Origin of the sequence: Cellvibrio zantedeschiae, from assembly GCF_014652535.1 — a bacterium.
Classification (GTDB): Bacteria; Pseudomonadota; Gammaproteobacteria; order Pseudomonadales; family Cellvibrionaceae; genus Cellvibrio; species Cellvibrio zantedeschiae.
Genome location: NZ_BMYZ01000001.1, coordinates 1 through 22,283 on the forward strand (window position 1 = coordinate 1; position 22,283 = coordinate 22,283).

Sequence of the window (22,283 nt, forward strand, 5' to 3'; positions counted from 1 at the left end):
CAAGCTCTTATCCCAAACGCCCGACAGTAACACTGTCGGGCGTTTTCTTTTTTATCCTGAAGGTTTCTTATTGAATTATTTTGTCTCGATTTTCGAGACAGCTGGATTTCAGCCGGCCACCTGCATAATATGCATCTTTTTGCGAGATGTACTCCTTCCATGATTTCCTCTACTGGCGTTCTTACCATTGACCTATCTGCAATTCAGTCAAATTGGCTGCAAGTTGCCGCTATGTTGAATGGGCGCGCTGAATGCGCGGCAGTAGTCAAGGCGGATGCTTATAGCGTTGGCGCTGGTGAAGTGGCGGCTGCACTTTATGCCTCCGGTTGCCGCAGCTTCTATTTGGCTACTTTGCACGAGGCAAAACAGCTGCGCCAGGTTTTGCCGCAGGACACTATATTGTACGTTTTGGGTGGTGTTCGAGAGGGGACGGAAGCTGCGCTCGTTGAGCTGAATTTAATCCCGGTTTTGTATTCTTTGCCTACTATCAACCGTTGGTTAGATTTTTGCCAATCGCGTGAACAAGCTTTTCCCTGTGCAATCAAGTTGGATACAGGCATGGCTCGCCTCGGCTTGACCGAAGGTGAGTTTGTAAAATTATTGGCGATAGCACCGGATTCGCCCTTGCTCAATCCAGTTCTGTTTATGAGTCATCTCGCTTGTGCAGATGAGGCTGCTCATCCTTTAAATGATGATCAGTTAAAACGTTTTAGTTCGGCAGTAACAAAAATAAAAACGATTTTTCCGAAGATTAAAACTAGCTTGGCTAATTCTTCGGGTACTTTTTTAGGTGAAGCCTATCATTTTGACATGGTGCGAATCGGTGCTGCCCTGTATGGCATAAACCCTCAGCCGGGTTCTATCAATCCACTGCAGAATGTTATCGATTTGAAACTACCGGTCTTGCAAATCCGCGAAACTGAACAACCTTCATCGGTGGGTTATGGTGCTACAGCATCAGTCAAAGCGGGCACGCGTTTGGCCGTGGTCGCAGGGGGCTATGCCGACGGAATTAATCGCAGTTTAGGTTCTGCCCCAGAGGGGCGGGCGGCAGGTGTTGAAGTAAGAGCTGTAGGTCGACTATCCATGGACTCGTGTATTTTTGATATTACCTCTGTTGAAGGTGATCCTGCTTATATTGACGTCATTAATCATGAGCTGACTTTGGACTATTTGATGAGCGTGAATAAAACGCTCGGTTATGAGGTGCTAACGAGCCTCGGCCGCCGCTACCAGCGCCGCTATATTTCTTCTGGAACAAATAATGAATAGCGATGCTGCTGATTTGCCGCCCATGGCCTTATTGCAGCTATTGGCTGATGGCAAAAATCATTCTGGCCAGGAAATGGCGAAGCATTTAAATGTCAGTCGCACAGCTATTTGGAAGCAACTCGCTAAACTAGAGGCCTTGGGGCTTGAGCTCTTATCCCAATCGGGCAAGGGCTATTGTTTGGTTGGTGGTTTGGAGTTGTTGGATGAAGGCATCATTCGTAAAGAGATGGCTCACACCGCGTCAGAATGCCTTAATAAACTCTCAGTTTTAACCTCTATAGATTCGACTAACGCATTTCTCATGCGTCAGGAACCGGCGCCGGGAATTAGTGCTTGTTTTGCAGAGTACCAAACCGCTGGGCGTGGTCGTCGTGGTCGCCAATGGGTGAGCCCCTTTGCAAGTAATATTTATCTCTCGCTGAGATTGTCAAACAATAGCGGCTTGGGGGCTTTTGAGGGGATTAGCCTGGCTGTTGGTGTTGCAGTCGCACGGGCTTTGAATGAGCTCAATATTGGCGATGTGCAATTAAAATGGCCCAATGATGTGTTATGGTCCGGCAGAAAGCTCGGTGGGATTCTCATTGAGGTTGTTGGAGATCCATCCGGTGTTTGCCATTTGGTGGTGGGATTGGGATTGAATCTCAAAACAGAAAAATCCATGGCGCAGGCGATTGATCAACCGTGGGTGGCGCTAGATAGTATCCTGACTGAACCGCCAAGCCGAAACCACGTGGCCAGCTGTTTGCTCAACCACATAGTGCCGCTTTTAAATACTTACGAAGTCCAAGGCTTTTCTGCCTATAAGTCGGAATGGGAAGGCCTTAATGCACAGGCTAACCAAGCCGTCGATTTATTTATGGGCGACAATCGGACATCTGGCATTATGCGAGGCGTAAATTCATCAGGAGCGCTCTTGTTGGAAACGGATAAGGGTTTGGAGATTTTTCACGGTGGCGAAGTTTCTTTGAGGGTCGCTCGGTGATATTGGAGTTGGATTGCGGCAATACGCGGGTTAAGTGGCGGGTGCGCGACCACCATAAAACCCTTATGCGCGGCATGTTTCTTACCGGGGAAGGATTTCACCCATCCACGACCGCTGAATTGGCAGACGCAAATATTGAGCAAGTCTTGGTTGGTTCGGTGTTAAGTGACGATTACGCGCGCAAGCTGGCGGCCTGGTCAATCTCTCATTTAGGTGTAAACCCCCAATTTGCGGTAAGTGAGCCCCACTGTAATGGTGTGGTTAACGGTTATCAGCAGCCTGAGAAATTGGGCGTAGATCGCTGGTTGGCGATTCTGGCGGCTAAGGCAAAAGATCCCTCGGCATGTGTGATCGTGGACTGCGGGAGCGCCATAACTGTTGATCTCGTCACATCTCAGGGAGAGCATTTAGGTGGTTATATAGCACCTGGGTTAAGGTTGATGCGCGAAGCGCTCGCAACCAAAACTTCGGCCATTAAACTGGGGCAGATCGGCTACCCCGAAAACGATTTTCCGGGTCGCAATACAGTGCTGGCTATTAAATCCGCTGAGCTGGCGATGATTGCTGGCTTGGTTGAGCATGCGAAATCAATTTTGCGTAACTACGATAGTCATGGAGCGCATCTGCTGGTGACGGGCGGCGACGGCGAGTGGTTGGTTAGCATGCTGAAAGAGGGGGCCTATCACGAAGATTTGGTGATGGATGGGTTAGATATAGCCTTGGCTGAAGTCAAAACATAAAAGGCGGAATCAATGAGATTGATCTTTATAGTGCTGTTGCTCGGCAATGTCGCGTTTTTTCTTACCCAATTTTTCGGGGGATCGGCGCCGGTGGATGCCAAGCCTGCTGTGGTCGAGCACAGAAATTTCGGTAATTTACAAACGATTGCCGAGCGCGACGCAAAAGGCAAGCAGTCTGCAAAAGAATCCCGAAAGAAGGAGCCTGAGGCTCCGTCGGGTGCTGCCGTGAGCGATTCTGAAAAATGTGAACTTATTGGTCCCTTCGCCGAACTTCTCCATGCGGAATATTTGGTTGAGCGTTTAACTGCGCTGGAAGTTGCATCTTCCATTAAGCAAGTAGAGATCGCCGACGGTAAAAATTATTTGGTGTATTTAAAGCCTGAAATGTCAGAAAAAGAAGCTTTGAGGCGTTTGAGTGAGATTCAGCAATCCAAGGCGATTGATAGCTACATAATTCCGAGTGGCGAGCTGGCAAATGGCATTTCGTTTGGGCAATTTGCCAGCGAAAAGGAGGCGTCGGATAAGGCAGAACAGATTCGAGCCCAAGGCTATGCTGCTGAAATAAAAGAGATTCCTAAGAGTCATAATGAGACCTGGGTGGAGGTTCATCAAAAAGTTGGGCAGAAAGTAAGCGAAGAAAAGTGGTTGAGCCTCCTTAAAGAAGAAAAAGCTATAGAAAGACGACAAAATTACTGCTTGGGTGTTGCGCGCTGATAAAACTTTCTCTAATATTCGCGCCTCCACATTAGACGGTGGTTGTGAAAAGGCTGGCGTAGCTCAGTAGGTAGAGCAGCTGACTTGTAATCAGCCGGTCGGGGGTTCAATTCCTCTCGCCAGCTCCATTTCTTAACTTGTCTAGTGTGATGCAATGTAAGTGATTGCATTCGCAACGCGCGAGCTTCGATGGTTCGAATCCATCCCCCTGCACCATATTTATATCATTTGAATCCTGAATTCAGGTGAGCAAAAAGTAAGTTAGGCATCGCTGAGCTAAATGTGTTTAGCGGGTATGGTTCAATGGTAGAACCTCAGCCTTCCAAGCTGATGGCGCGGGTTCGATTCCCGCTACCCGCTCCATATTCTTATATGGAGAATGCTTGAAGAATATGCTTTTGTAGCTCAGTTGGTAGAGCACACCCTTGGTAAGGGTGAGGTCGGCAGTTCGAATCTGCTCAAAAGCTCCATATCTGCTGCGAGGGAGAACCTTTGCGGCTTTTTTTGTCTGTTTTAAATTAATCTCTTGAGGAGTGACTCGCAATGGCGAAGGAAAAGTTTGAACGTAACAAGCCCCACGTCAATGTGGGCACCATCGGTCACGTAGACCACGGTAAAACGACTTTGACTGCAGCGTTAACACGCGTGTGTTCAGAGGCATGGGGCGGTAAAGCGGTTGCATTTGACGGTATCGACAATGCTCCGGAAGAGCGTGAGCGCGGTATTACCATCAATACCTCACACGTTGAATACGATTCACCTGTGCGTCACTACGCACACGTAGACTGCCCAGGCCACGCCGACTATGTGAAGAACATGATCACCGGTGCTGCACAAATGGACGGCGCGATTTTGGTATGCGGCGCAACTGACGGCCCAATGCCACAAACTCGCGAACACATCCTCTTGTCTCGTCAAGTAGGTGTTCCATACATCGTGGTATTCCTGAACAAGGCTGACTTGTTGGCTGCAGACTGCGGCGGCGTAGGCACCGAAGAATACAACGAAATGTTGGAATTGGTTGAGATGGAATTGCGTGAGCTGTTGGGTACTTATGACTTCCCGGCTGACGACACCCCAATCATCCCAGGTTCTGCCTTGATGGCATTGAACGGCGAAGATGACAACCAATTGGGTACCTCTGCTGTTAAGAAGTTGGTAGAAACTTTGGACTCATACATTCCTGAGCCAGTACGTGCTATCGACCAACCATTCCTGATGCCAGTAGAAGACGTATTCTCTATCTCTGGTCGCGGTACTGTAGTGACTGGCCGTGTAGAGCGTGGTGTAGTGAAAGTAGGTGAAGAGATCCAGATCATCGGTATCACCGAAACTCAAAAAACCACCTGTACTGGTGTTGAAATGTTCCGTAAGTTGCTCGACGAAGGTCGTGCTGGTGAGAACGTAGGTGTTCTGTTGCGTGGTACCAAGCGTGATGACGTGCAGCGTGGTCAAGTATTGTGTAAGCCAAACTCAGTAACCCCACACACCAAGTTCATCGCAGAAGTATACGTATTGTCTAAAGATGAAGGTGGTCGTCACACCCCATTCTTCAAAGGCTACCGTCCACAGTTCTACTTCCGTACCACTGACGTAACTGGTGCTGTTGAATTGCCAGAAGGCGTAGAAATGGTAATGCCAGGTGACAACATTCAAATGAACGTTACCTTGATTCACCCCATCGCGATGGAAGAAGGCTTGCGCTTCGCTATCCGTGAAGGTGGTCGTACTGTTGGTGCTGGTGTTGTTGCCAAAATCATTCAGTAAGTTGTAAATGCCTTGCGAAAAGGACGCTGTAAAGCGTCCTTTTTATTTAAGGTAAGTAGTCTGGATGATGTTTTTAGTGGCTTTTAGAGTTGCTTAAATATTGTCTATTTTCTGTCAGCATTGTGTTGACAACCTGGGTCTAGGTCTTTAAGATTGCGCCTCCTTTTAAGGGGCTATCTTTTTAGCGCTTAGAAGGTGTTCTTTAAGTTAAATAATTGGAGTTTGGTTCATGCAGAATCAACGCATTAGAATTCGCCTGAAAGCTTTCGATCACAAGCTGATTGATGCATCTACTCAGGAAATTGTTGAAACCGCAAAGCGCACTGGTGCGCAAGTTCGTGGCCCAATTCCGCTGCCGACTCGTAAAGAGCGCTTCACTGTATTGATTTCTCCGCACGTTAATAAAGACGCGCGTGATCAATACGAGATACGTACACACAAGCGTTTGCTCGATATTGTTGAGCCTACTGAAAAGACTGTAGATGCCCTGATGAAGCTGGATCTAGCTGCAGGCGTTGAGGTTCAAATTAGTCTCGGTTAATAAGTAAATGTTTAAGTTGTAGGGCAATGGTGCTTTGCAACTGTGTAACGCTCTGAAATGGGCGGCCATAGCGGGTAAAAGCCCCGTACACTATAGAGGTTAGTAAAATGACGATTGGTATTGTCGGCCGCAAAAGCGGTATGACTCGTATTTTTACCGATGATGGTGTTTCCATTCCTGTTACTGTGATTGAGGTTGAGCCTAATCGCATCACTCAGGTCAAGAATGTCGAAACCGATGGCTACTCTGCTGTGCAAGTAACCGTGGGTTCTCGTCGTGCCTCCCGTGTTACCAAGTCTGAAGCAGGTCACTTCGCTAAAGCTAACGCTGAAGCAGGTCGTAACTTGTTCGAATTGCGTAACGACACTCAAGAAGCTTTCGAAGTTGGTGCATCAATTACTGTTGAGTCTTTCTCTGCAGGTCAAATCATTGATGTAACTGGCACATCCAAAGGTAAAGGTTTCGCTGGCGGTATTAAACGCTGGAATTTTGGTATGCAAGATGCGACTCACGGTAACAGCCGTTCGCACCGCGTATTGGGTTCTATCGGTCAGTGTCAAACTCCAGGTCGCGTATTCAAAGGCAAAAAAATGGCTGGTCACTTGGGTGCTGAGCGTGTAACCGTTCAGAATCTTGAAGTTGTCCGCGTTGATGCTGAGCGCAATCTGCTTCTGGTTAAGGGTGCTATTCCTGGTGCTCCAGGCGGCGACGTATTTGTACGTCCTGCTGTTAAAGCGCGCACTAACGGTTAAGTATCCGAGGGGAATCGACCATGGAATTAAAAATTGTTAGTCCCGCAGGCGCGCAAGGTACAGTAAATGTATCTGAAGTTGCCTTCGGTAGAGAGTTTAACCAAGACTTGGTTCATCAAGCCGTTGTTGCGTACATGGCTGGTGCTCGTCAAGGTACTAAAGCGCAATTAACTCGCGCTGAAGTGTCTGGCGGTGGTAAGAAGCCTTGGCGTCAAAAAGGTACTGGCCGTGCACGTGCTGGTACTATTCGTAGCCCAATCTGGCGTGGCGGTGGTGCTACTTTCGCAGCAAAACCGCGCGATCACGAGCAAAAGCTGAACAAGAAAATGTATCGCGCTGCATTGCAATGCATTTTGTCTGAGCTGAACCGTCAAGAGCGTCTTATTGTTGTTGAGAGCTTTGATATTGAAGCTCCAAAGACTAAAGCTCTGGTGCAAAAATTAGCTCAATTCAACTTGACTGATGTATTGATCGTTACTGAAGAAATCAGCGAAAACCTGTTCCTCGCTTCACGCAACTTGTACAAGGTTGGTGTTTCTGATGCGCAAGGCGTTGATCCAGTAAGTCTGATCGGTTTCGACAAAGTTGTTGTGACTGTGCCAGCTCTCAAAAAATTTGAGGAGATACTGGGATGAACCAAGAGCGTTTATACAAAATTATTCTCGGCCCAGTAGTTTCTGAGAAATCAGCAGCGGCAGGCGAGTCTGCAAATCAAGTGGTGTTTAAAGTTAATCCAACTGCAAACAAACTTGAAATCAAAGCTGCAGTTCAATCGTTGTTTGGCACAAAAGTAGAAAGCGTTTCTGTGCTGAATGTTAAAGGTAAGACCAAGCGTACCCGTTACGGTCTTGGCAAAAGAAGCGATTGGAAAAAGGCATACGTTCGTTTGGCGCAAGGTCAAGAAATTGATCTCGCGGCATCGGCTGAGTAAGGGGATTAGGTCATGGCTATCGTAAAACGTAAACCCACATCGCCTGGTCGTCGCTTTGTAGTTAGCATTGTTAACCCGGATTTGTACAAAGGTGATCCCTATGCACCTTTGCTTGAAAAGAAATCAAAAACCGGTGGTCGTAACAATGCTGGCCGTATCACTACCCGTCATATCGGTGGTGGTCACAAGCAGCATTACCGTGTAGTCGATTTCCGTCGTAACAAAGATGGTATTCCAGCAACTGTAGAGCGCATTGAGTACGATCCAAACCGTACTGCTTACATCGCTCTCGTTTGCTACGCCGATGGTGAGCGTCGTTACATTATCGCTCCTAAAGGTTTGGTAGTAGGTGACAAAATTGAATCTGGCAATGCCGCTGCAATCAAGGCTGGTAACACCATGCCTTTGCGCAACGTTCCGCTCGGTTCTGTTGTTCACTGTGTTGAACTCAAGCCTGGCAAAGGTGCTCAGGTTGCTCGTTCCGCTGGTGCTTCGGCTCAGTTGGTTGCGCGTGACGGTGCTTATGCAACCTTGCGTTTACGCAGTGGTGAAATGCGCAAGGTGTTGAGTGATTGTCGTGCAACGTTAGGTGAAGTATCTAACAGCGAACACAATCTGCGTTCCTTGGGTAAAGCTGGTGCTACTCGCTGGCGTGGTGTTCGTCCTACCGTTCGCGGTGTGGCGATGAACCCTGTCGATCACCCAATGGGTGGTGGTGAAGGGCGTACGTCGGGTGGTCGTCACCCAGTTTCACCATGGGGTGTTCCTACTAAGGGATACAAAACGCGCAGCAATAAGCGCACAGACAAGATGATTGTTCGTCGTCGCGATAAGAAATAATCGCGCGTCTAACAGCAGCTGAGAGAGGAAATCGCAGTGCCACGTTCACTGAAAAAAGGTCCTTTTATAGATCTTCACCTTATTAAGAAGGTCGAAGCAGCGATCGCAGCTAACGATCGTCGTCCAATTAAGACTTGGTCACGTCGTTCTATGATCATGCCGGAAATGATTGGTTTGACCCTTGCTGTGCATAACGGTCGTCAACATGTACCAGTATTGGTAAATGAAGAGATGGTTGGTCATAAGCTTGGTGAATTTGCAGCAACCCGCACTTATCGTGGCCACGCCGCTGATAAGAAAGCGAAAAAACGCTAATCGAGGTATACGATGGAAGTAGCAGCAAAATTAACCGGTGCTCGTCTGTCGGCGCAAAAAGCGCGTTTGGTAGCTGATCAAATTCGCGGTAAAGGCGTTGAACAAGCTCTTGATACTCTTACCTTTTCTACTAAGAAAGGCGCGGATCTTATCAAGAAAGTACTGGAATCTGCGATTGCTAACGCAGAACACAACGAAGGTGCTGACGTTGATTCTTTAAAAGTATCAACCATTTTTGTTGATGAGGGCACAAGCCTTAAGCGCGTAAGTCCACGTGCTAAGGGTCGTGCAGACCGCATCACCAAGCGCACTTGTCACATCACCGTTAAAGTAGCCGACAAGTAAGAGAGCAGGCGTTATGGGTCAGAAAGTACATCCGAACGGCATCCGTCTCGGAATTATCAAGAAGCACACCTCTGTGTGGTATGCCGATGGTACTGATTACGCAGATAAGTTGATCGTTGACTTGAAAGTACGTAAGTACATTCAAGAAAAACTGGCCAGCGCATCTGTAAGCCGTGTAGACATTGAGCGTCCAGCTAACACTGCTCGCATCACTATCCACACTGCGCGTCCTGGTATCGTGATCGGTAAAAAAGGTGAAGATGTTGATAAGTTGCGCCTTGAACTAGGCAAGCAAATGGGCGTTCCAGTCCATATCAATATCGAAGAAATTCGTAAGCCTGACTTGGATGGCGCATTGGTTGCCCAGGGCGTAGCCCAGCAATTAGAGCGCCGCGTAATGTTCCGTCGTGCCATGAAGCGCGCGGTACAAAACGCCATGCGTCAAGGTGCCGAAGGCATCAAGATTCAAGTTGGTGGTCGTTTAGGTGGTGCTGAGATTGCACGTAGTGAATGGTACCGTGAAGGTCGCGTTCCTCTCCACACATTGCGTGCGGATATTGATTACGCTACCGCTGAAGCGCACACCACCTACGGCATCATTGGTGTAAAAGTCTGGATTTTCAAAGGCGAAGTTATCGGTGACGTAGTTGCTGAAGCTGAACCTAAGAAAAAAGCCGCTAAATCCAAGTAAGGGGTACGCAAAATGTTACAACCTAAGCGTACAAAGTTTCGCAAGCAGATGAAAGGCCGCAACCGCGGCTTGGCCCAGCGTGGCTCCAAAGTTAGCTTTGGTGATTTCGGCTTGAAGGCAACTGGTCGCGGTCGCTTAACTGCTCGCCAAATTGAAGCAGCACGTAGAGCGATGACTCGTCACGTTAAGCGTGGCGGTAAAATCTGGATTCGTGTGTTTCCGGATAAGCCAATTACCGAAAAACCTCTTGAAGTTCGTCAAGGTAAAGGTAAGGGTAATGTGGAGTACTGGGTGGCACAAATCCGTCCTGGCAAGGTTCTGTATGAGATGGATGGCGTTGGTGAAGAGTTGGCTCGTGCAGCTTTCGCTCTTGCCGCAGCTAAACTGCCAATTTCAACAACATTTGTTAAACGTTCGGTGATGTGATGAAAGCTTCAGAATTACGCGAAAAATCCGTCGAAGAGCTGAATGGCGTTTTGTTGGAACAATTGAAAGAGCAGTTTAAGTTTCGTATGCAAGCTTCTACTGGCCAATTGAGCCAAACTCACTTGCTCGCGCAAGTGCGCAAAGACATTGCACGCATCAAGACAGCGCTTAGACAAAAGGCAGGTAACTAACGATGACTCAGGAAACAAAACTGGCTCGTACTCTGACCGGTAAGGTCGTTAGCGACAAGATGGATAAAACCATTACTGTGCTGATTGAGCGTCGCGTTAAGCATGAACTTTATGGCAAATACGCCACTAAATCTTCAAAGCTTCACGCTCATGACGAAAAGAACGAGTGCAAAATTGGTGATGTGGTTACGGTTGCAGAATCGCGCCCATTATCAAAAACCAAGACCTGGTCTTTGGTTAAAATTGAAGAACGTGCTTCTGAAGTCTAATCGGCTCCAGATTATATTGAAAGTTTCGGAGACGGACGATGATTCAAACAGAAAGCTACTTAGATGTTGCTGACAACAGCGGTGCTCGCCGTGTCATGTGCATCAAGGTTCTTGGCGGTTCTCACCGTCGCTATGCGGCAGTGGGTGACATCATCAAAGTTACCGTAAAGGAAGCAATTCCACGCGGTAAGGTGAAAAAAGGCCAAGTCATGAAGGCAGTTGTTGTTCGCACAAAGAAAGGTGTGCGTCGCCAAGACGGTTCATTGATCAAGTTTGACGATAATGCTGCCGTACTGCTGAACAACCAAGATGCTCCGATTGGTACACGTATTTTCGGACCAGTAACTCGTGAGTTGCGTGGCGAGAAATTCATGAAAATCATTTCTTTGGCTCCTGAAGTACTTTAAGTACTCAGTCCTAAGAATAAAGGGGCAGGAAAATGCTTAAAATTAAACGTGATGACGAAGTGATTGTTATCGCCGGACGTGACAAGGGCAAGCGCGGCAAGGTAGTTCGTGTGTTGGCTGACCGTGTTATCGTTGCTGGCATTAACTTGATCAAAAAGCACCAAAAACCTAATCCACAAGCTGGCGTTGCTGGCGGGATTATTGAGAAAGAAGCATCGATTCACACATCGAATGTTGCAATTTATAACCCAGCAACCAAGCAGGCTGATCGTGTTGGATTCAAAGTTCTTGAGAATGGCGACAAAGTTCGCGTTTTCAAATCCAATGGCGAGGCCGTAGAGGCGTAATAGAATGGCTAGGCTTAAAGACTTATACAACAAAGAACTCGCTCCCAAGTTGAAAGAAACATTGGGTTTGGCGAATGTTATGGAAGTGCCACGCATTACCAAAATCACCCTGAACATGGGTGTAGGTGAAGCAGTTGGTGATAAGAAAGTGCTTGAGAACGCGGTAGGCGATCTGACTAAAATTGCTGGTCAGAAAGTGGTTGTCACAGCAGCGCGCAAGTCAATTGCGGGCTTCAAAATTCGTGAAGACTGGCCAATCGGTTGCAAAGTAACTCTGCGTAGTGATCGTATGTATGAGTTCCTGGATCGTCTGGTTTCAATTGCAATTCCACGTATTCGTGACTTCCGTGGTATTAGCCCGAAGCAATTTGATGGTCGTGGTAATTTCTCAATGGGCGTGACTGAACAAATCATTTTCCCAGAGATTGATTACGACAAAGTGGATAAAATCCGTGGTTTGGACATTTGTATCACGACAACTGCCCGTACCGACGACGAAGGCCGTGCTTTGCTAAAAGCCTTCAACTTCCCATTCAAAGGCTAAGGGTAGAATCATGGCTAAGAAATCTATGATTGCGCGTGAAGTTAAACGTGCAAATACCGTAAAAAAATTCGCTGCTAAACGCGCTGAATTGAAAGCTACCATCATTAGCCCTTCTTCAACTGAAGAGCAAATCTGGGAAGCCCAAATCAAATTGCAACAACAGCCTCGCGATGCAAGTGCTAGCCGCAAACGTAACCGTTGCCGCTTGACTGGTCGTCCACATGGCGTTTACCGCAAATTTGGTTTGTGCCGTCACAAGTTGCGCGAAGCCGCAATGCGTGGTGACGTTCCAGGTCTTGTTAAGGCTAGCTGGTAAGCCTCGGCTTAATTTTAGGAGCAGAATCATATGAGTATGCAAGATCCTTTGGCAGACATGCTTACCCGCATTCGCAATGCGCAATCAGTGGGTAAACCGTCTGTAACTATGCCTTCTTCAAAGTTGAAGGTAAATGTTGCCAATGTACTTTCTAGCGAAGGTTACATTAGCGGTTTTTCAGTAAGCGAAGGCGCTAAGCAAGAGCTGACTGTTGAATTGAAATATTTTGAAGGCAAGCCAGTTATTGCTGAGATCGACCGCGTAAGTCGTCCTGGTCTTCGCAGTTATGCTGGAAAAGCAGCTATCCCTACCGTACGTGCTGGTTTGGGTATTGCTATTGTTTCTACCAGTAAAGGTGTGATGACTGATCGTGCTGCCCGTGCCGCTGGCGTGGGTGGTGAAGTTCTTTGCACAGTATTCTAATGGGAAATCGTCATGTCACGAGTTGCAAAAAGTCCGGTTGAAGTGCCTGCCGCAGTGAGTGTGACCTTAGCGGGTCAATCGCTCACTATTAAAGGCGGTAAAGGTACATTGGCGCTGGAAGTCCACGCGAGTGTAGAAGTTAAACACGAAAACAACGTGTTAACTTTTGCCCCACGCGACGGTGCCAAGCAGTCCGATGCACTAGCAGGCACTACCCGTGCGCTAGTTAATAATATGGTAAAAGGTGTTAGCCAAGGTTTTGAAAAGAAACTGACTTTGGTTGGTGTTGGTTACCGTGTTAAAGCAGAAGGCAATACTGTAAACCTGTCTTTGGGTCTATCTCACCCGGTAAATTATGTCCTGCCTGCAGGCGTAACGGTTGAAACCCCAAGCCAGACCGAAATTGTACTAAAAGGTAGCGACAAGCAATTGCTTGGTCAAGTTGCTGCTGAGATTCGTTCGTTCCGTGAGCCAGAGCCTTATAAAGGTAAAGGTGTACGTTATTCAGACGAAGTAGTACTCCGTAAAGAAGCTAAGAAGAAGTAAGGGCTAGGTTATGAGCGATAAGAAGCTATCTCGTCTTCGCCGCGCACGCCGTGCCCGAGCAAAGATTCGCGAACTGGGTACAACTCGTTTGACTATCCATCGCACCCCACGCCACATTTACGCACAAGTAATTGCTGGTGATGGTTCAAAAGTATTGGCTAGCGCCTCTACTCTTGATAAAGATTTACGCAGTGGTAAGACTGGCAATGCTGATGCCGCAAAAGCAGTTGGTTTACTGGTTGCTGAGCGTGCTAAAGCTGCGGGTATCACACAAGTTGCTTTCGATCGTAGCGGTTTCAAATACCACGGTCGTGTAAAGGCCTTGGCTGATGCTGCCCGTGAAGGTGGTTTGGAATTCTAAAGGTTAAGATATGGCTTACTCTAAGAAAGAAGATGATAGCAACAACGAAGGCTTGCAAGAGAAGTTAGTTCAAGTCAATCGCGTTGCTAAAACTGTAAAAGGTGGTCGTATCTTCCAATTTACCGCGTTGACAGTTGTTGGCGACGGTAATGGCAAGGTAGGTTTCGGCCGCGGTAAAGCGCGTGAAGTGCCCACTGCAATTCAAAAAGCAATGGAAGCAGCACGTCGTAACATGATTAACGTTGACCTGAACGGCGACACTTTGCAATACGCTATCAAAGGTGTGCATGGCGCATCTAAAGTGTACATGCAGCCAGCTTCACAAGGTACCGGTGTAATTGCCGGCGGTGCAATGCGCTCCGTGCTTGAGATTGCAGGTGTTCAGAACGTATTGGCTAAGTGCTACGGCTCTACCAATCCAGTAAACGTTGTTCGTGCAACCTTTAACGCCCTGAAAGCAATGACTTCTCCAGAAGCAGTTGCTGCCAAGCGCGGTAAAAGCGTTGAACAAATTCTGAACTAATCGAATTTTCGATTTACGACGGTGGATAACCATGTCTAAGAAAATGATTCAAGTGACTCAGGTGAAAAGCATTGCTCACCGCCTGAAAGCTCACAAGGCATGCGTTGCAGGTTTAGGCTTGCGTCGCATTGGCCATACCGTTGAAGTAGAAGATACTCCTTCTGTTCGCGGTATGATTAATAAAGTGAACTATTTGGTCAAGGTAGTGGGAGAATAAGATGCGTCTTAATACACTTAGCCCCGCACCGGGCAGAATTAAAGCTGCTAAACGTGTTGGCCGTGGTATCGGTAGTGGTTTGGGTAAAACTGCTGGCCGTGGTCACAAAGGTCTGAAATCACGTTCAGGTGGTTCTGTACGTCCAGGTTTCGAAGGCGGTCAAATGCCTTTGCAAATCCGTTTGCCAAAATATGGTTTCTCTTCTCGTATTGGTCGCGTTACTGCTGAGATTCGTTTGTCTGAACTGAATCTGGTAGAAGGCTCCGTAGTAGATTTGGAAACTCTCAAGCAAGCAGACTTGATTAGCTCCGTTATCAAACGCGCTAAGATTTTCGCTTCTGGTGAGTTGAAAAAGGCTGTGACTGTTAAAGGTTTGGCTGTAACCAAAGGTGCTAAGGCTGCTATTGAAGCTGCTGGCGGTACTGTAGAAGAGTAAGAGACGCATGGCTATCACTAACAATATGCCGTTAGCGAATCAAAAAGGTTTAGGCGAGCTTTGGGCTCGCCTTCGTTTTCTCTTTTTGGCTATTTTGGTCTACCGCATTGGTACTCACGTACCGATTCCGAGTTTAGATCCAGAACGAATCGCAAATCTGTTTAATCAAAACAAAGACACAATCCTTGGCATGTTTAACATGTTCTCGGGCGGTGCGCTTGAGCGGATGAGTATTTTAGCCCTGGGCATCATGCCTTACATTTCGGCATCGATCATCATGCAACTCTTAAGCTCGGTAACCCCGTCGCTTGAGCAGTTGAAGAAAGAAGGTGATGCCGGACGTAGAAAGATCAACCAATACACACGTTATTTCACGGTTGTATTAGCTGCTGTACAAGCCTTTGCCATGGCAGCCAGCTTTTCCAACTATGCATACGGCGGTGAGCCAACAGTTGCCTATTACTTCACTACGGTGATTTCATTGGTGACCGGTGCGGTGTTTATGATGTGGTTGGGCGAGCAAGTTACCGAGCGCGGTATTGGCAATGGTATATCCATGTTGATTTTCGCCGGTATCGTTGCTGGTTTGCCAAGTGCTGTTGTTCATTCTCTGGAAAGTGCGCGTCAAGGCGACGTGAATTATTTGGCGTTGTTATTTGTTGCGGTAATTGCAATAGCGGTAGTGTGGTTGGTGGTGCGCATTGAGCGTGGTCAGCGCAGAATTACTGTTAACTACGCGAAAAGACAACCGGGTCGTCAAGGTATGGGGGCGCAATCGAGCCATCTGCCATTGAAGATCAATATGTCAGGTGTAATTCCAGCCATTTTCGCCAGTAGTATTTTGTTGTTCCCAGCATCAATTGCCCAATGGTTTGGTCAAGGTGAAGGTCCGGTTAAGGTGTTCTTGCAGAACGTTGCTCTGGAGCTTAGTCCTGGTCGCCCACTGTACATTTTGTTGTTTATTGCATTTATTTCGTTCTTCTGTTTCTTCTACACCGCGTTGATGTTCAACCCGAAAGAAGTGGCAGATAACTTGAAAAAATCGGGTGCTTACATTCCAGGGATTCGTCCTGGTGAGCATTCCGCAAAATATATCGATAGCGTACTAACTCGCTTAACCGTGATTGGTGCTATCTATATGTCAGCAGTTTGCTTGTTACCTCAGTTCTTGCAAGTAGCCGCAAAAGTACCTTTCTATTTGGGTGGTACTTCATTACTTATCGTGGTGGTTGTGGTTATGGACTTTATGTCTCAGGTACAGGCTCACTTGATGTCTCATCAATATGAATCATTGATGAAGAAGTCAAACTTAAAAGGTTACGGCGGCAACGCGCGTTAATCCTGGATTTTGAGGTTGAATAATGAAAGTTCGTGCTTCTGTTAAAAAAATTTGCCGCAATTGCAAAATGGTGCGTCGCAACGGTGTTCTGCGTGTAATCTGCGCCGTTGAACCGCGTCACAAGCAGCGTCAGGGTTAATGCTTAATTAATTTGTCGCTTCAGTAAGAGGCAGGTATTCAATCTGAGTGCCTGCCTCTTGTTTTCTAAGTGATTAAACCAAAGCATTACCAATAGGGGGCGCCTGACTGTCGTTAGATAAGAAATTGTCTAGCTATTGCTTTGTGCTGTATTTCTCGCTATCCTGCGCGCCTTTTTGAGCGGCGATGATGGCGGTTAATACTGTCAGCGCTACATTTATGTGTTATTGGAGTAATTTGAATGGCTCGTATTGCTGGTGTAAACATACCAGATAACAAACACGCCGTTATCTCGTTGACTTATGTGTACGGGATTGGTCGTACTACAGCTAAACAGATCTGTGCCGCTACTGGTATTTCTGAAGAATCTAAAATTGGTTCTTTGTCAGAAGAACAGTTGGAATCGATCCGTGCTGAAGTTGCAAAGCGCACCGTAGAAGGTGACTTGCGCCGTGTTATATCTATGAATATCAAGCGTTTGATGGATTTGGGTTGCTACCGTGGCTTGCGTCACCGTCGTAGCTTGCCATTGCGTGGTCAGCGTACTAAGACGAACGCTCGTACTCGTAAAGGCCCACGTAAGCCCATTAAGAAGTAATTCTTAGGCTTAACTTCATTCACTTACGGTAACAAATTAGTAGGAAGAAATTGCTATGGCTAAGCCAAGTAATAAAACCGCAACCAAGAAAAAAGTTAAAAAGACAGTAGTGGACGGCGTTGCCCATATCCACGCTTCTTTTAACAACACCATCGTGACTATCACTGATCGTCAGGGTAATGCTCTTAGCTGGGCTACTTCAGGTGGTTCTGGTTTCCGTGGTTCACGTAAATCTACACCATTCGCTGCGCAGGTTGCTGCTGAGCGCGCTGGTGAAGCTGCAAAAGAATACGGCTTGAAAAACCTTGACGTAGAAGTTAAAGGCCCAGGTCCAGGTCGCGAATCAGCGGTTCGTGCTCTGAACAATGTTGGTTACAAAATTACCAACATCACTGACGTAACGCCGATTCCTCACAACGGCTGCCGTCCGCCGAAAAAACGTCGTGTGTAAGGGGAATAGATAATGGCTCGTTATATTGGACCTACCTGTAAACTCTCTCGTCGCGAAGGCACTGATCTTTTCCTGAAAAGTGGTGCGCGCGCGTTAGATTCAAAATGTAAATTAGAAACTGCACCAGGTCAACATGGCCAACGTCGTGGTCGTTTGTCTGACTATGGTGTGCAGTTGCGTGAAAAGCAAAAAGTTCGTCGTATTTACGGCATTCTTGAAAAGCAATTCCGTGGTTACTACAAAGAAGCTGCACGTCGTAAAGGCGCTAGCGGTGAGAACTTGTTGAAGCTGCTCGAATCTCGCTTGGATAACGTTGTTTATCGTATGGGCTTCGGCTCAACTCGCTCTGAATCACGTCAATTAGTGTCGCACAAGGCAATTAGCGTAAACGGCAAAACCGTTAATATCGCTTCTTACCAGGTTGCTGCTGGTGATGTTGTTGCAGTTCGCGAAAAAGCTAAAAAGCAATTGCGCATTCAAAACGCTATTAACCTTGCTGGTCAACGCAGCAATGTTGAGTGGGTTGATGTTAACGCTGAGAAGAAAGAAGGCGTATTTAAACGCGTTCCTGATCGCAGCGATTTGCCAGCTGATATCAACGAGAACCTCATCGTAGAGCTTTACTCTAAGTAAGGATCTCTGAGTAAGTACCGGGAAGCTCCCGGTACTAACAACATCTCGGTACTCACTAGAACCGCTAACAGGTGTGGATATGCAGACAGCAGTAAACGAATTTTTAACTCCTCGTCACATCGACGTTTCAGAGAGCAGCCCAACTCACGCACGCGTGGTATTGGAGCCTTTGGAGCGTGGTTTTGGACATACACTCGGCAATGCCTTGCGCCGTATTTTGCTATCTTCAATGGCCGGTTGTGCCATTGTTGAAGCTGAAATCGAAGGCGTTTTGCATGAGTACAGTGACATCGAAGGCGTTCGCGAGGACGTGATTGAGATTTTGTTGAATCTCAAAGGTGTTGCCATTGTTATGCACGGTAAGGATCAAACCGTTCTTACCCTGAACAAAAAAGGCCCAGGCGTTGTTACTGCTGCTGATATTCAACTCGATCACGATGTGGAAATCAAAAATCCAGATCACGTGATTGCGAATATCACTGGCAATACCGAATTGAAAATGCGCTTGACCGTAGCTCGTGGTCGCGGTTACCAGCCAGCTGACTCTCGTCGTAAAGACGATGATGAAAGCCGTGCAATTGGTCGCTTGCAACTCGATGCTTCTTTCAGCCCAGTTAAGCGTTTGGCATACAGCGTAGAAAATGCGCGTGTTGAACAGCGTACTGACCTGGATAAATTAGTATTGGATTTGGAGACAAACGGTACTATCGATCCGGAAGAAGCAATCCGTCGTGCAGCTACAATTCTGCAACAACAGCTTGCTGTGTTTGTTGATCTTGAAGGTGAAAAACAATCTGCGCCAGAGCAAAAAGAAGAGGCTATTGATCCTGTCCTCTTGCGTCCAGTGGATGATTTGGAACTTACCGTACGTTCAGCAAACTGCTTGAAAGCGGAAAATATTTACTACATTGGCGACTTGATTCAACGCACAGAAGTTGAATTGTTGAAGACGCCAAACCTTGGTAAAAAATCTCTTACCGAAATTAAAGACGTTCTCGCTTCACGCGGTTTGTCTCTCGGTATGCGTTTAGAAAACTGGCCACCGGCTAGTCTTCGTAACGACTAAGAAACCGAAAAACTAAAGCGGCTATTGCTTCGGCGGTAGCCGCTTTAATTTTTTATTAGTTCGCCCGTCAACTCACTTCGGTGCGGGTGATTAACGAGATTGCTATTAGCAATCCTTTTTGAAGGAAATTTGTCATGCGTCATCAATTAAGTGGTCGTCAATTAGGCCGTAATTCTTCTCACCGTAAAGCTATGTTCCGTAACATGGTTATTTCTTTGGTTGAGCATGAATTGATTAAAACTACTTTGCCAAAAGCAAAAGAATTGCGTCGTTTCGCAGAGCCTTTGATTACTTTGGCTAAAGTGGATAGCGTTGCTAACCGTCGTCTTGCATTTGCTCGTTTGAACAGCAAAGAAGCCGTAGGTAAGTTGTTCAGCGAATTAGGTCCACGTTACAACACTCGTCCAGGTGGTTACCTGCGTGTGTTGAAGTGCGGCTTCCGTGCTGGCGATAAAGCACCAATGGCTTATGTTGAGCTTGTTGGTCGTCCAGTAGCCGCAAAAGCTGTTGAAGTAGACGCTGAATAATTTTTAGCTTTTACGTAATACCAAAAAGCCAGGCTCTCGCCTGGCTTTTTGCATTTTGGATAGCTGTAATTTAGATCCCTTATAATGAAACAAAAAGGGGAGGCAAATGCCTCCCAAGTCGTGCTCGCCTTACAACTTATTTTAGCTGGGGCTTATGCCTCAGCGTTTGTCTATAAGCTCGGCGGTTTAACGGAAATAGCCAGCTGTAGAAGCCTTGGCGATGATGCTATCGGCAAAAGCAGCTTCAAACTCGGTTCGCGTCAAGGGTCCGGAAAAACTAATTGTCTCTTTATTAAGTGCGTAAAGTTGGAACTGGTAATGATGACGGCCAGATGGCGGGCAAGGGCCACGATATTTGGCTGAACCGAAATCGCTGCTGGTTTCAACTGATCCTGCAGGAAGTTTATCGACGTGAGTGGATGCTCCTTCCGCGAGCTCTTTCGCAGTTGCACTTATGTTGTAGATATTCCAGTGCACCCAAACCACCCCAAACATCGCAAATGCGTCCGGGTCATCCACTATAAGAGCAAAGCTCTTTGTTCCAGCGGGTGCGCCTTCCCAGCCTAATTGCGGGTTGATATCGCTGCCGTCACAAGTGTATGTATTGGGTATGGTTGTATCTTCTACAAAACTGGTGGAAGTCAGCTTGAAGTTGGATGCGTTTGCCGAGGATGCTGAGGACGACTCTGCTGAGCTGCTTGATGACACGGCCGCCTTGCTAGATGACGAGCTTGAGGACGAACTTGTGGATGAAGAACTGACTTCGGAGGAGCTTGATACACTGCTTGATGATAAACTCGAAGAGCTCGGCGTATTTGTGGGAGCGGAGCTTTTGCCTCCTGAACCGCCACCGCAGGCGGCGAGTAACAAGAACGATAAATATAAAATAGCGTTAATCAATTTCATGGCGAATACCTGCTGTTGTTATGAATACCGGGATTGAAATTAGGGAATCATTGGTGCATTCCCTGAGTTCAAAATCCTAATTGCATTGCACGGCGTTTCATCATTAAATCTTATGAAGTGTTCCTAAGGCTCCTTTAGAAAATAAGAACAACGGCTTACCAGCGCTACGCAAATAATTCTCGCGGCCGAATTGAGTACATGAGGATCTAATGTCAACAGAATCTGAAGCTTCCGAAGGTTCGGCCAGCAATCTCTCTTCTTACAAGATTGGGGATTGGCTACTCAATGCGCATAGCAATCAGCTAACGAAGGATGGGCGTTCAGTTGAGCTGGAATATCGCCTGATGAATTTGTTGGTATTTCTGTTGGAGAACAGAGATAGGGTGTTAGCCAAGGATGAAATTTTGAGAGCTGTGTGGCCTAAAAAAGTCGTCAATGACGATAGTGTTGCGGTAGCGATCAGTCAGTTGCGCAAAGCTTTGGAAGACAACCCGCGAGCCCCGACCTATATCAAAACAATTCCCGGTGTTGGCTACCAGTTTATCCATCAGGATCAAATCGACATCCCCGTCGCAAACTCAACTGTTGAAGCGAGCGAGCCAGCCAAAGTAGTGCGGCCAATAAAAACTTACGCAGCTGTTGCTGGGCTGATGATGTGTTTGGGTATGTTTGCCGTTTTGATTTACACCAGGGAAACCGCGAAGCCTCTTGCTCCAATGCCAAAGGAATCTCCAGTTTCACCTACGCATAACGCAAACTTATTCACGCAAGCTGCAGGATTAACAGCAAGCCCCAATGCGGAAGACTGGCGCACAGCAGTAAAACTGCTGCGGCAGTTTATTCAGGAAAACCCTACTAACGCACCCGCATATTTAAACCTTGCCGAAACTAAAATTAAGCTCTTTGCAGATCGTTTCGCAGAGACTGAAAACTATCTGGAATTAACTGCGCTATTAAATAAAGCGTTGGAGCTAGATCCAGATCTGGCGCGCGCACACGCCTGGTTGGCAGAACTAATTTTTGTGCACGATTTAAATCCCGCTAAAGCAGAAAAACATTTCAAACTTGCCGTTGCCTTGGCGCCAAGGGATGACTTTGTTCATTATCGTTACGCTCATTTTCTGTTTATCTATAAACGATTTTCAGAAGCGCAGGAGCAAATTAATATTTCTCGCGGCTTAAACCCTTTAAGTTTTTCAGGTACCAATATGGTTTGGATCTATTTGCTACAAGGCAACAATGAGTTGGCAGAGCGCGAGTTAGAGCGTATTCAAAGCACGGAAGAAGTTGATAAGTATTTTAAAATTGCGGCGCAAAATGTGTATTACCAAATGGGCAACGAACAAAAAGTGTATGAAAACATGCAGTGGTTTTTTAAGCGGGCCCAATTTAATGAAGAAAAAATTAATGTGTTGAACCAGGCATTTTCGGAAGGCGGATTAAAAGCAGTTTATCGCTGGCTACTAGAGCACAAAGAAACGGCAGACGTTGGTCAATACACTCCGCCAATTTCCTGGGCGAGATATGCTATTGCAGTAGGTGATAATAAATCGGCGATGAATTATTTGGAGCAAGCATTTGCAAAGCGTCAACCTCATGTGGAATGCGCCGTGGCAGATCCCCATTACGCGCCTTTAAAAGATGAGGTCAAATTCAAAGAGTTTGTTGCACGATTTGGTAGTTCGGTAACGCGTTAGTCATAAAAAAGGGACGCACTTGCGTCCCTTTT

At 46.9% G+C, this 22,283-nt stretch carries 35 protein-coding genes and 3 tRNA genes; 37 read left to right on the top strand and 1 reads right to left on the bottom strand.

Features of this window, described 5'->3' with window-relative positions; translation table 11 throughout:
• Positions 1–159 precede the first annotated feature (159 nt).
• The 36 genes from alr (at position 160) to rplQ (ending at position 19,648) form a co-directional block, all read left to right on the top strand.
• Positions 160–1,272, top strand: a complete 1,113-nt coding sequence (gene alr / locus IE104_RS00005; RefSeq protein WP_189414846.1) for an alanine racemase — start codon at positions 160–162, stop codon at positions 1,270–1,272.
• Positions 1,265–2,254 carry a bifunctional biotin--[acetyl-CoA-carboxylase] ligase/biotin operon repressor BirA gene (gene birA, locus IE104_RS00010; RefSeq protein ID WP_189414848.1) on the top strand — a complete coding sequence of 330 codons (990 nt, stop codon included), beginning with the start codon at positions 1,265–1,267 and terminating at the stop codon, positions 2,252–2,254. The genes alr and birA overlap by 8 nt, the downstream gene beginning before the upstream one ends.
• On the top strand, positions 2,251–2,994 hold the full coding sequence (locus IE104_RS00015) for a type III pantothenate kinase (protein ID WP_189414850.1): 744 nt from the start codon (positions 2,251–2,253) through the stop codon (positions 2,992–2,994). The genes birA and IE104_RS00015 overlap by 4 nt, the downstream gene beginning before the upstream one ends.
• 12 nt (positions 2,995–3,006) lie before the next feature.
• Positions 3,007–3,708, top strand: coding sequence for a hypothetical protein (locus IE104_RS00020; protein ID WP_189414852.1), 702 nt, complete (start codon positions 3,007–3,009; stop codon positions 3,706–3,708).
• Positions 3,709–3,760: 52 nt separating this feature from the next.
• Positions 3,761–3,836, top strand: a tRNA-Thr gene (locus IE104_RS00025).
• A gap of 161 nt (positions 3,837–3,997) precedes the next feature.
• Positions 3,998–4,071: transfer RNA gene (locus IE104_RS00030), tRNA-Gly, on the top strand.
• A 31-nt stretch (positions 4,072–4,102) separates the two neighbouring features.
• Positions 4,103–4,178: transfer RNA gene (locus IE104_RS00035), tRNA-Thr, on the top strand.
• 73 nt (positions 4,179–4,251) lie between these two features.
• On the top strand, positions 4,252–5,475 hold the full coding sequence (gene tuf, locus IE104_RS00040) for an elongation factor Tu (RefSeq protein WP_189414854.1): 1,224 nt from the start codon (positions 4,252–4,254) through the stop codon (positions 5,473–5,475).
• A gap of 229 nt (positions 5,476–5,704) precedes the next feature.
• Complete coding sequence (rpsJ, locus tag IE104_RS00045; RefSeq protein ID WP_007644456.1) at positions 5,705–6,016, top strand: 30S ribosomal protein S10; 312 nt, start codon at positions 5,705–5,707, stop codon at positions 6,014–6,016.
• Between the two features lie 107 nt (positions 6,017–6,123).
• A complete protein-coding gene (rplC, locus tag IE104_RS00050; RefSeq protein WP_189414856.1) occupies positions 6,124–6,768 on the top strand; it encodes a 50S ribosomal protein L3 in 645 nt (214 codons plus the stop codon).
• Between the two features lie 20 nt (positions 6,769–6,788).
• Positions 6,789–7,403 carry a 50S ribosomal protein L4 gene (gene rplD, locus IE104_RS00055; protein ID WP_189414858.1) on the top strand — a complete coding sequence of 205 codons (615 nt, stop codon included), beginning with the start codon at positions 6,789–6,791 and terminating at the stop codon, positions 7,401–7,403.
• On the top strand, positions 7,400–7,699 hold the full coding sequence (gene rplW, locus IE104_RS00060) for a 50S ribosomal protein L23 (protein ID WP_189414860.1): 300 nt from the start codon (positions 7,400–7,402) through the stop codon (positions 7,697–7,699). Before rplD ends, rplW begins: the two co-directional genes overlap by 4 nt.
• A 12-nt stretch (positions 7,700–7,711) precedes the next feature.
• Entirely contained in the window at positions 7,712–8,539 is an 828-nt protein-coding gene (gene rplB / locus IE104_RS00065; RefSeq protein WP_189414862.1) for a 50S ribosomal protein L2, read from the top strand.
• A gap of 36 nt (positions 8,540–8,575) precedes the next feature.
• The gene (gene rpsS / locus IE104_RS00070; protein ID WP_189414864.1) at positions 8,576–8,854 is read left to right on the top strand and encodes a 30S ribosomal protein S19; all 279 of its coding nucleotides are present in this window, start codon (positions 8,576–8,578) and stop codon (positions 8,852–8,854) included.
• A gap of 12 nt (positions 8,855–8,866) precedes the next feature.
• Positions 8,867–9,199: a 50S ribosomal protein L22 gene (rplV, locus tag IE104_RS00075; protein WP_189414872.1), complete on the top strand. Its 333-nt coding sequence runs from the start codon at positions 8,867–8,869 to the stop codon at positions 9,197–9,199.
• A 13-nt stretch (positions 9,200–9,212) separates the two neighbouring features.
• Positions 9,213–9,890, top strand: a complete 678-nt coding sequence (gene rpsC / locus IE104_RS00080) for a 30S ribosomal protein S3 (protein WP_189414875.1) — start codon at positions 9,213–9,215, stop codon at positions 9,888–9,890.
• Between the two features lie 12 nt (positions 9,891–9,902).
• On the top strand, positions 9,903–10,316 hold the full coding sequence (gene rplP / locus IE104_RS00085) for a 50S ribosomal protein L16 (protein WP_189414877.1): 414 nt from the start codon (positions 9,903–9,905) through the stop codon (positions 10,314–10,316).
• Positions 10,316–10,507, top strand: a complete 192-nt coding sequence (rpmC, locus tag IE104_RS00090) for a 50S ribosomal protein L29 (RefSeq protein ID WP_189414879.1) — start codon at positions 10,316–10,318, stop codon at positions 10,505–10,507. Before rplP ends, rpmC begins: the two co-directional genes overlap by 1 nt.
• Positions 10,508–10,509: 2 nt before the next feature.
• Positions 10,510–10,776 carry a 30S ribosomal protein S17 gene (gene rpsQ / locus IE104_RS00095; RefSeq protein ID WP_189414881.1) on the top strand — a complete coding sequence of 89 codons (267 nt, stop codon included), beginning with the start codon at positions 10,510–10,512 and terminating at the stop codon, positions 10,774–10,776.
• Between the two features lie 38 nt (positions 10,777–10,814).
• Positions 10,815–11,183 (top strand): 50S ribosomal protein L14, encoded by a 369-nt coding sequence (rplN, locus tag IE104_RS00100; protein WP_007644480.1) that lies wholly within the window; start codon positions 10,815–10,817, stop codon positions 11,181–11,183.
• Between the two features lie 32 nt (positions 11,184–11,215).
• Positions 11,216–11,530 carry a 50S ribosomal protein L24 gene (rplX, locus tag IE104_RS00105; protein ID WP_189414883.1) on the top strand — a complete coding sequence of 105 codons (315 nt, stop codon included), beginning with the start codon at positions 11,216–11,218 and terminating at the stop codon, positions 11,528–11,530.
• Positions 11,531–11,534: 4 nt separating this feature from the next.
• Positions 11,535–12,074 carry a 50S ribosomal protein L5 gene (gene rplE / locus IE104_RS00110; RefSeq protein WP_189414885.1) on the top strand — a complete coding sequence of 180 codons (540 nt, stop codon included), beginning with the start codon at positions 11,535–11,537 and terminating at the stop codon, positions 12,072–12,074.
• A 10-nt stretch (positions 12,075–12,084) separates the two neighbouring features.
• Positions 12,085–12,390: a 30S ribosomal protein S14 gene (rpsN, locus tag IE104_RS00115; RefSeq protein ID WP_189414887.1), complete on the top strand. Its 306-nt coding sequence runs from the start codon at positions 12,085–12,087 to the stop codon at positions 12,388–12,390.
• Between the two features lie 30 nt (positions 12,391–12,420).
• Positions 12,421–12,813: a 30S ribosomal protein S8 gene (gene rpsH, locus IE104_RS00120; RefSeq protein WP_189414889.1), complete on the top strand. Its 393-nt coding sequence runs from the start codon at positions 12,421–12,423 to the stop codon at positions 12,811–12,813.
• Positions 12,814–12,825: 12 nt separating this feature from the next.
• A complete protein-coding gene (gene rplF / locus IE104_RS00125; protein ID WP_189414891.1) occupies positions 12,826–13,359 on the top strand; it encodes a 50S ribosomal protein L6 in 534 nt (177 codons plus the stop codon).
• Positions 13,360–13,369: 10 nt separating this feature from the next.
• The gene (rplR, locus tag IE104_RS00130) at positions 13,370–13,720 is read left to right on the top strand and encodes a 50S ribosomal protein L18 (protein WP_189414893.1); all 351 of its coding nucleotides are present in this window, start codon (positions 13,370–13,372) and stop codon (positions 13,718–13,720) included.
• 10 nt (positions 13,721–13,730) lie between these two features.
• Positions 13,731–14,243 carry a 30S ribosomal protein S5 gene (gene rpsE, locus IE104_RS00135; protein ID WP_189414895.1) on the top strand — a complete coding sequence of 171 codons (513 nt, stop codon included), beginning with the start codon at positions 13,731–13,733 and terminating at the stop codon, positions 14,241–14,243.
• 31 nt (positions 14,244–14,274) lie between these two features.
• On the top strand, positions 14,275–14,460 hold the full coding sequence (rpmD, locus tag IE104_RS00140) for a 50S ribosomal protein L30 (protein WP_189414897.1): 186 nt from the start codon (positions 14,275–14,277) through the stop codon (positions 14,458–14,460).
• Between the two features lies 1 nt (position 14,461).
• On the top strand, positions 14,462–14,896 hold the full coding sequence (gene rplO / locus IE104_RS00145) for a 50S ribosomal protein L15 (RefSeq protein ID WP_189414899.1): 435 nt from the start codon (positions 14,462–14,464) through the stop codon (positions 14,894–14,896).
• A 7-nt stretch (positions 14,897–14,903) separates the two neighbouring features.
• The gene (secY, locus tag IE104_RS00150) at positions 14,904–16,235 is read left to right on the top strand and encodes a preprotein translocase subunit SecY (RefSeq protein WP_189414901.1); all 1,332 of its coding nucleotides are present in this window, start codon (positions 14,904–14,906) and stop codon (positions 16,233–16,235) included.
• A gap of 22 nt (positions 16,236–16,257) precedes the next feature.
• Entirely contained in the window at positions 16,258–16,374 is a 117-nt protein-coding gene (gene rpmJ / locus IE104_RS00155) for a 50S ribosomal protein L36 (protein WP_151033880.1), read from the top strand.
• Between the two features lie 240 nt (positions 16,375–16,614).
• Entirely contained in the window at positions 16,615–16,971 is a 357-nt protein-coding gene (gene rpsM, locus IE104_RS00160) for a 30S ribosomal protein S13 (protein WP_189414903.1), read from the top strand.
• Positions 16,972–17,026: 55 nt separating this feature from the next.
• The gene (rpsK, locus tag IE104_RS00165) at positions 17,027–17,422 is read left to right on the top strand and encodes a 30S ribosomal protein S11 (RefSeq protein WP_189414905.1); all 396 of its coding nucleotides are present in this window, start codon (positions 17,027–17,029) and stop codon (positions 17,420–17,422) included.
• A gap of 12 nt (positions 17,423–17,434) precedes the next feature.
• Entirely contained in the window at positions 17,435–18,055 is a 621-nt protein-coding gene (gene rpsD, locus IE104_RS00170; protein WP_189414907.1) for a 30S ribosomal protein S4, read from the top strand.
• Positions 18,056–18,134: 79 nt separating this feature from the next.
• Positions 18,135–19,121, top strand: a complete 987-nt coding sequence (locus tag IE104_RS00175; RefSeq protein ID WP_189414909.1) for a DNA-directed RNA polymerase subunit alpha — start codon at positions 18,135–18,137, stop codon at positions 19,119–19,121.
• Between the two features lie 134 nt (positions 19,122–19,255).
• Entirely contained in the window at positions 19,256–19,648 is a 393-nt protein-coding gene (rplQ, locus tag IE104_RS00180; protein ID WP_189414911.1) for a 50S ribosomal protein L17, read from the top strand.
• A 186-nt stretch (positions 19,649–19,834) separates the two neighbouring features.
• On the opposite strand, the gene IE104_RS00185 is transcribed toward rplQ, so the two are convergent.
• Positions 19,835–20,554, bottom strand: a complete 720-nt coding sequence (locus IE104_RS00185; RefSeq protein ID WP_189414913.1) for a YbhB/YbcL family Raf kinase inhibitor-like protein — start codon at positions 20,552–20,554, stop codon at positions 19,835–19,837.
• Positions 20,555–20,763: 209 nt separating this feature from the next.
• Here IE104_RS00185 and IE104_RS00190 point away from each other — a divergent pair, with 209 nt between their 5' ends.
• Complete coding sequence (locus IE104_RS00190; protein ID WP_189414915.1) at positions 20,764–22,251, top strand: winged helix-turn-helix domain-containing protein; 1,488 nt, start codon at positions 20,764–20,766, stop codon at positions 22,249–22,251.
• Positions 22,252–22,283: the final 32 nt, after the last annotated feature.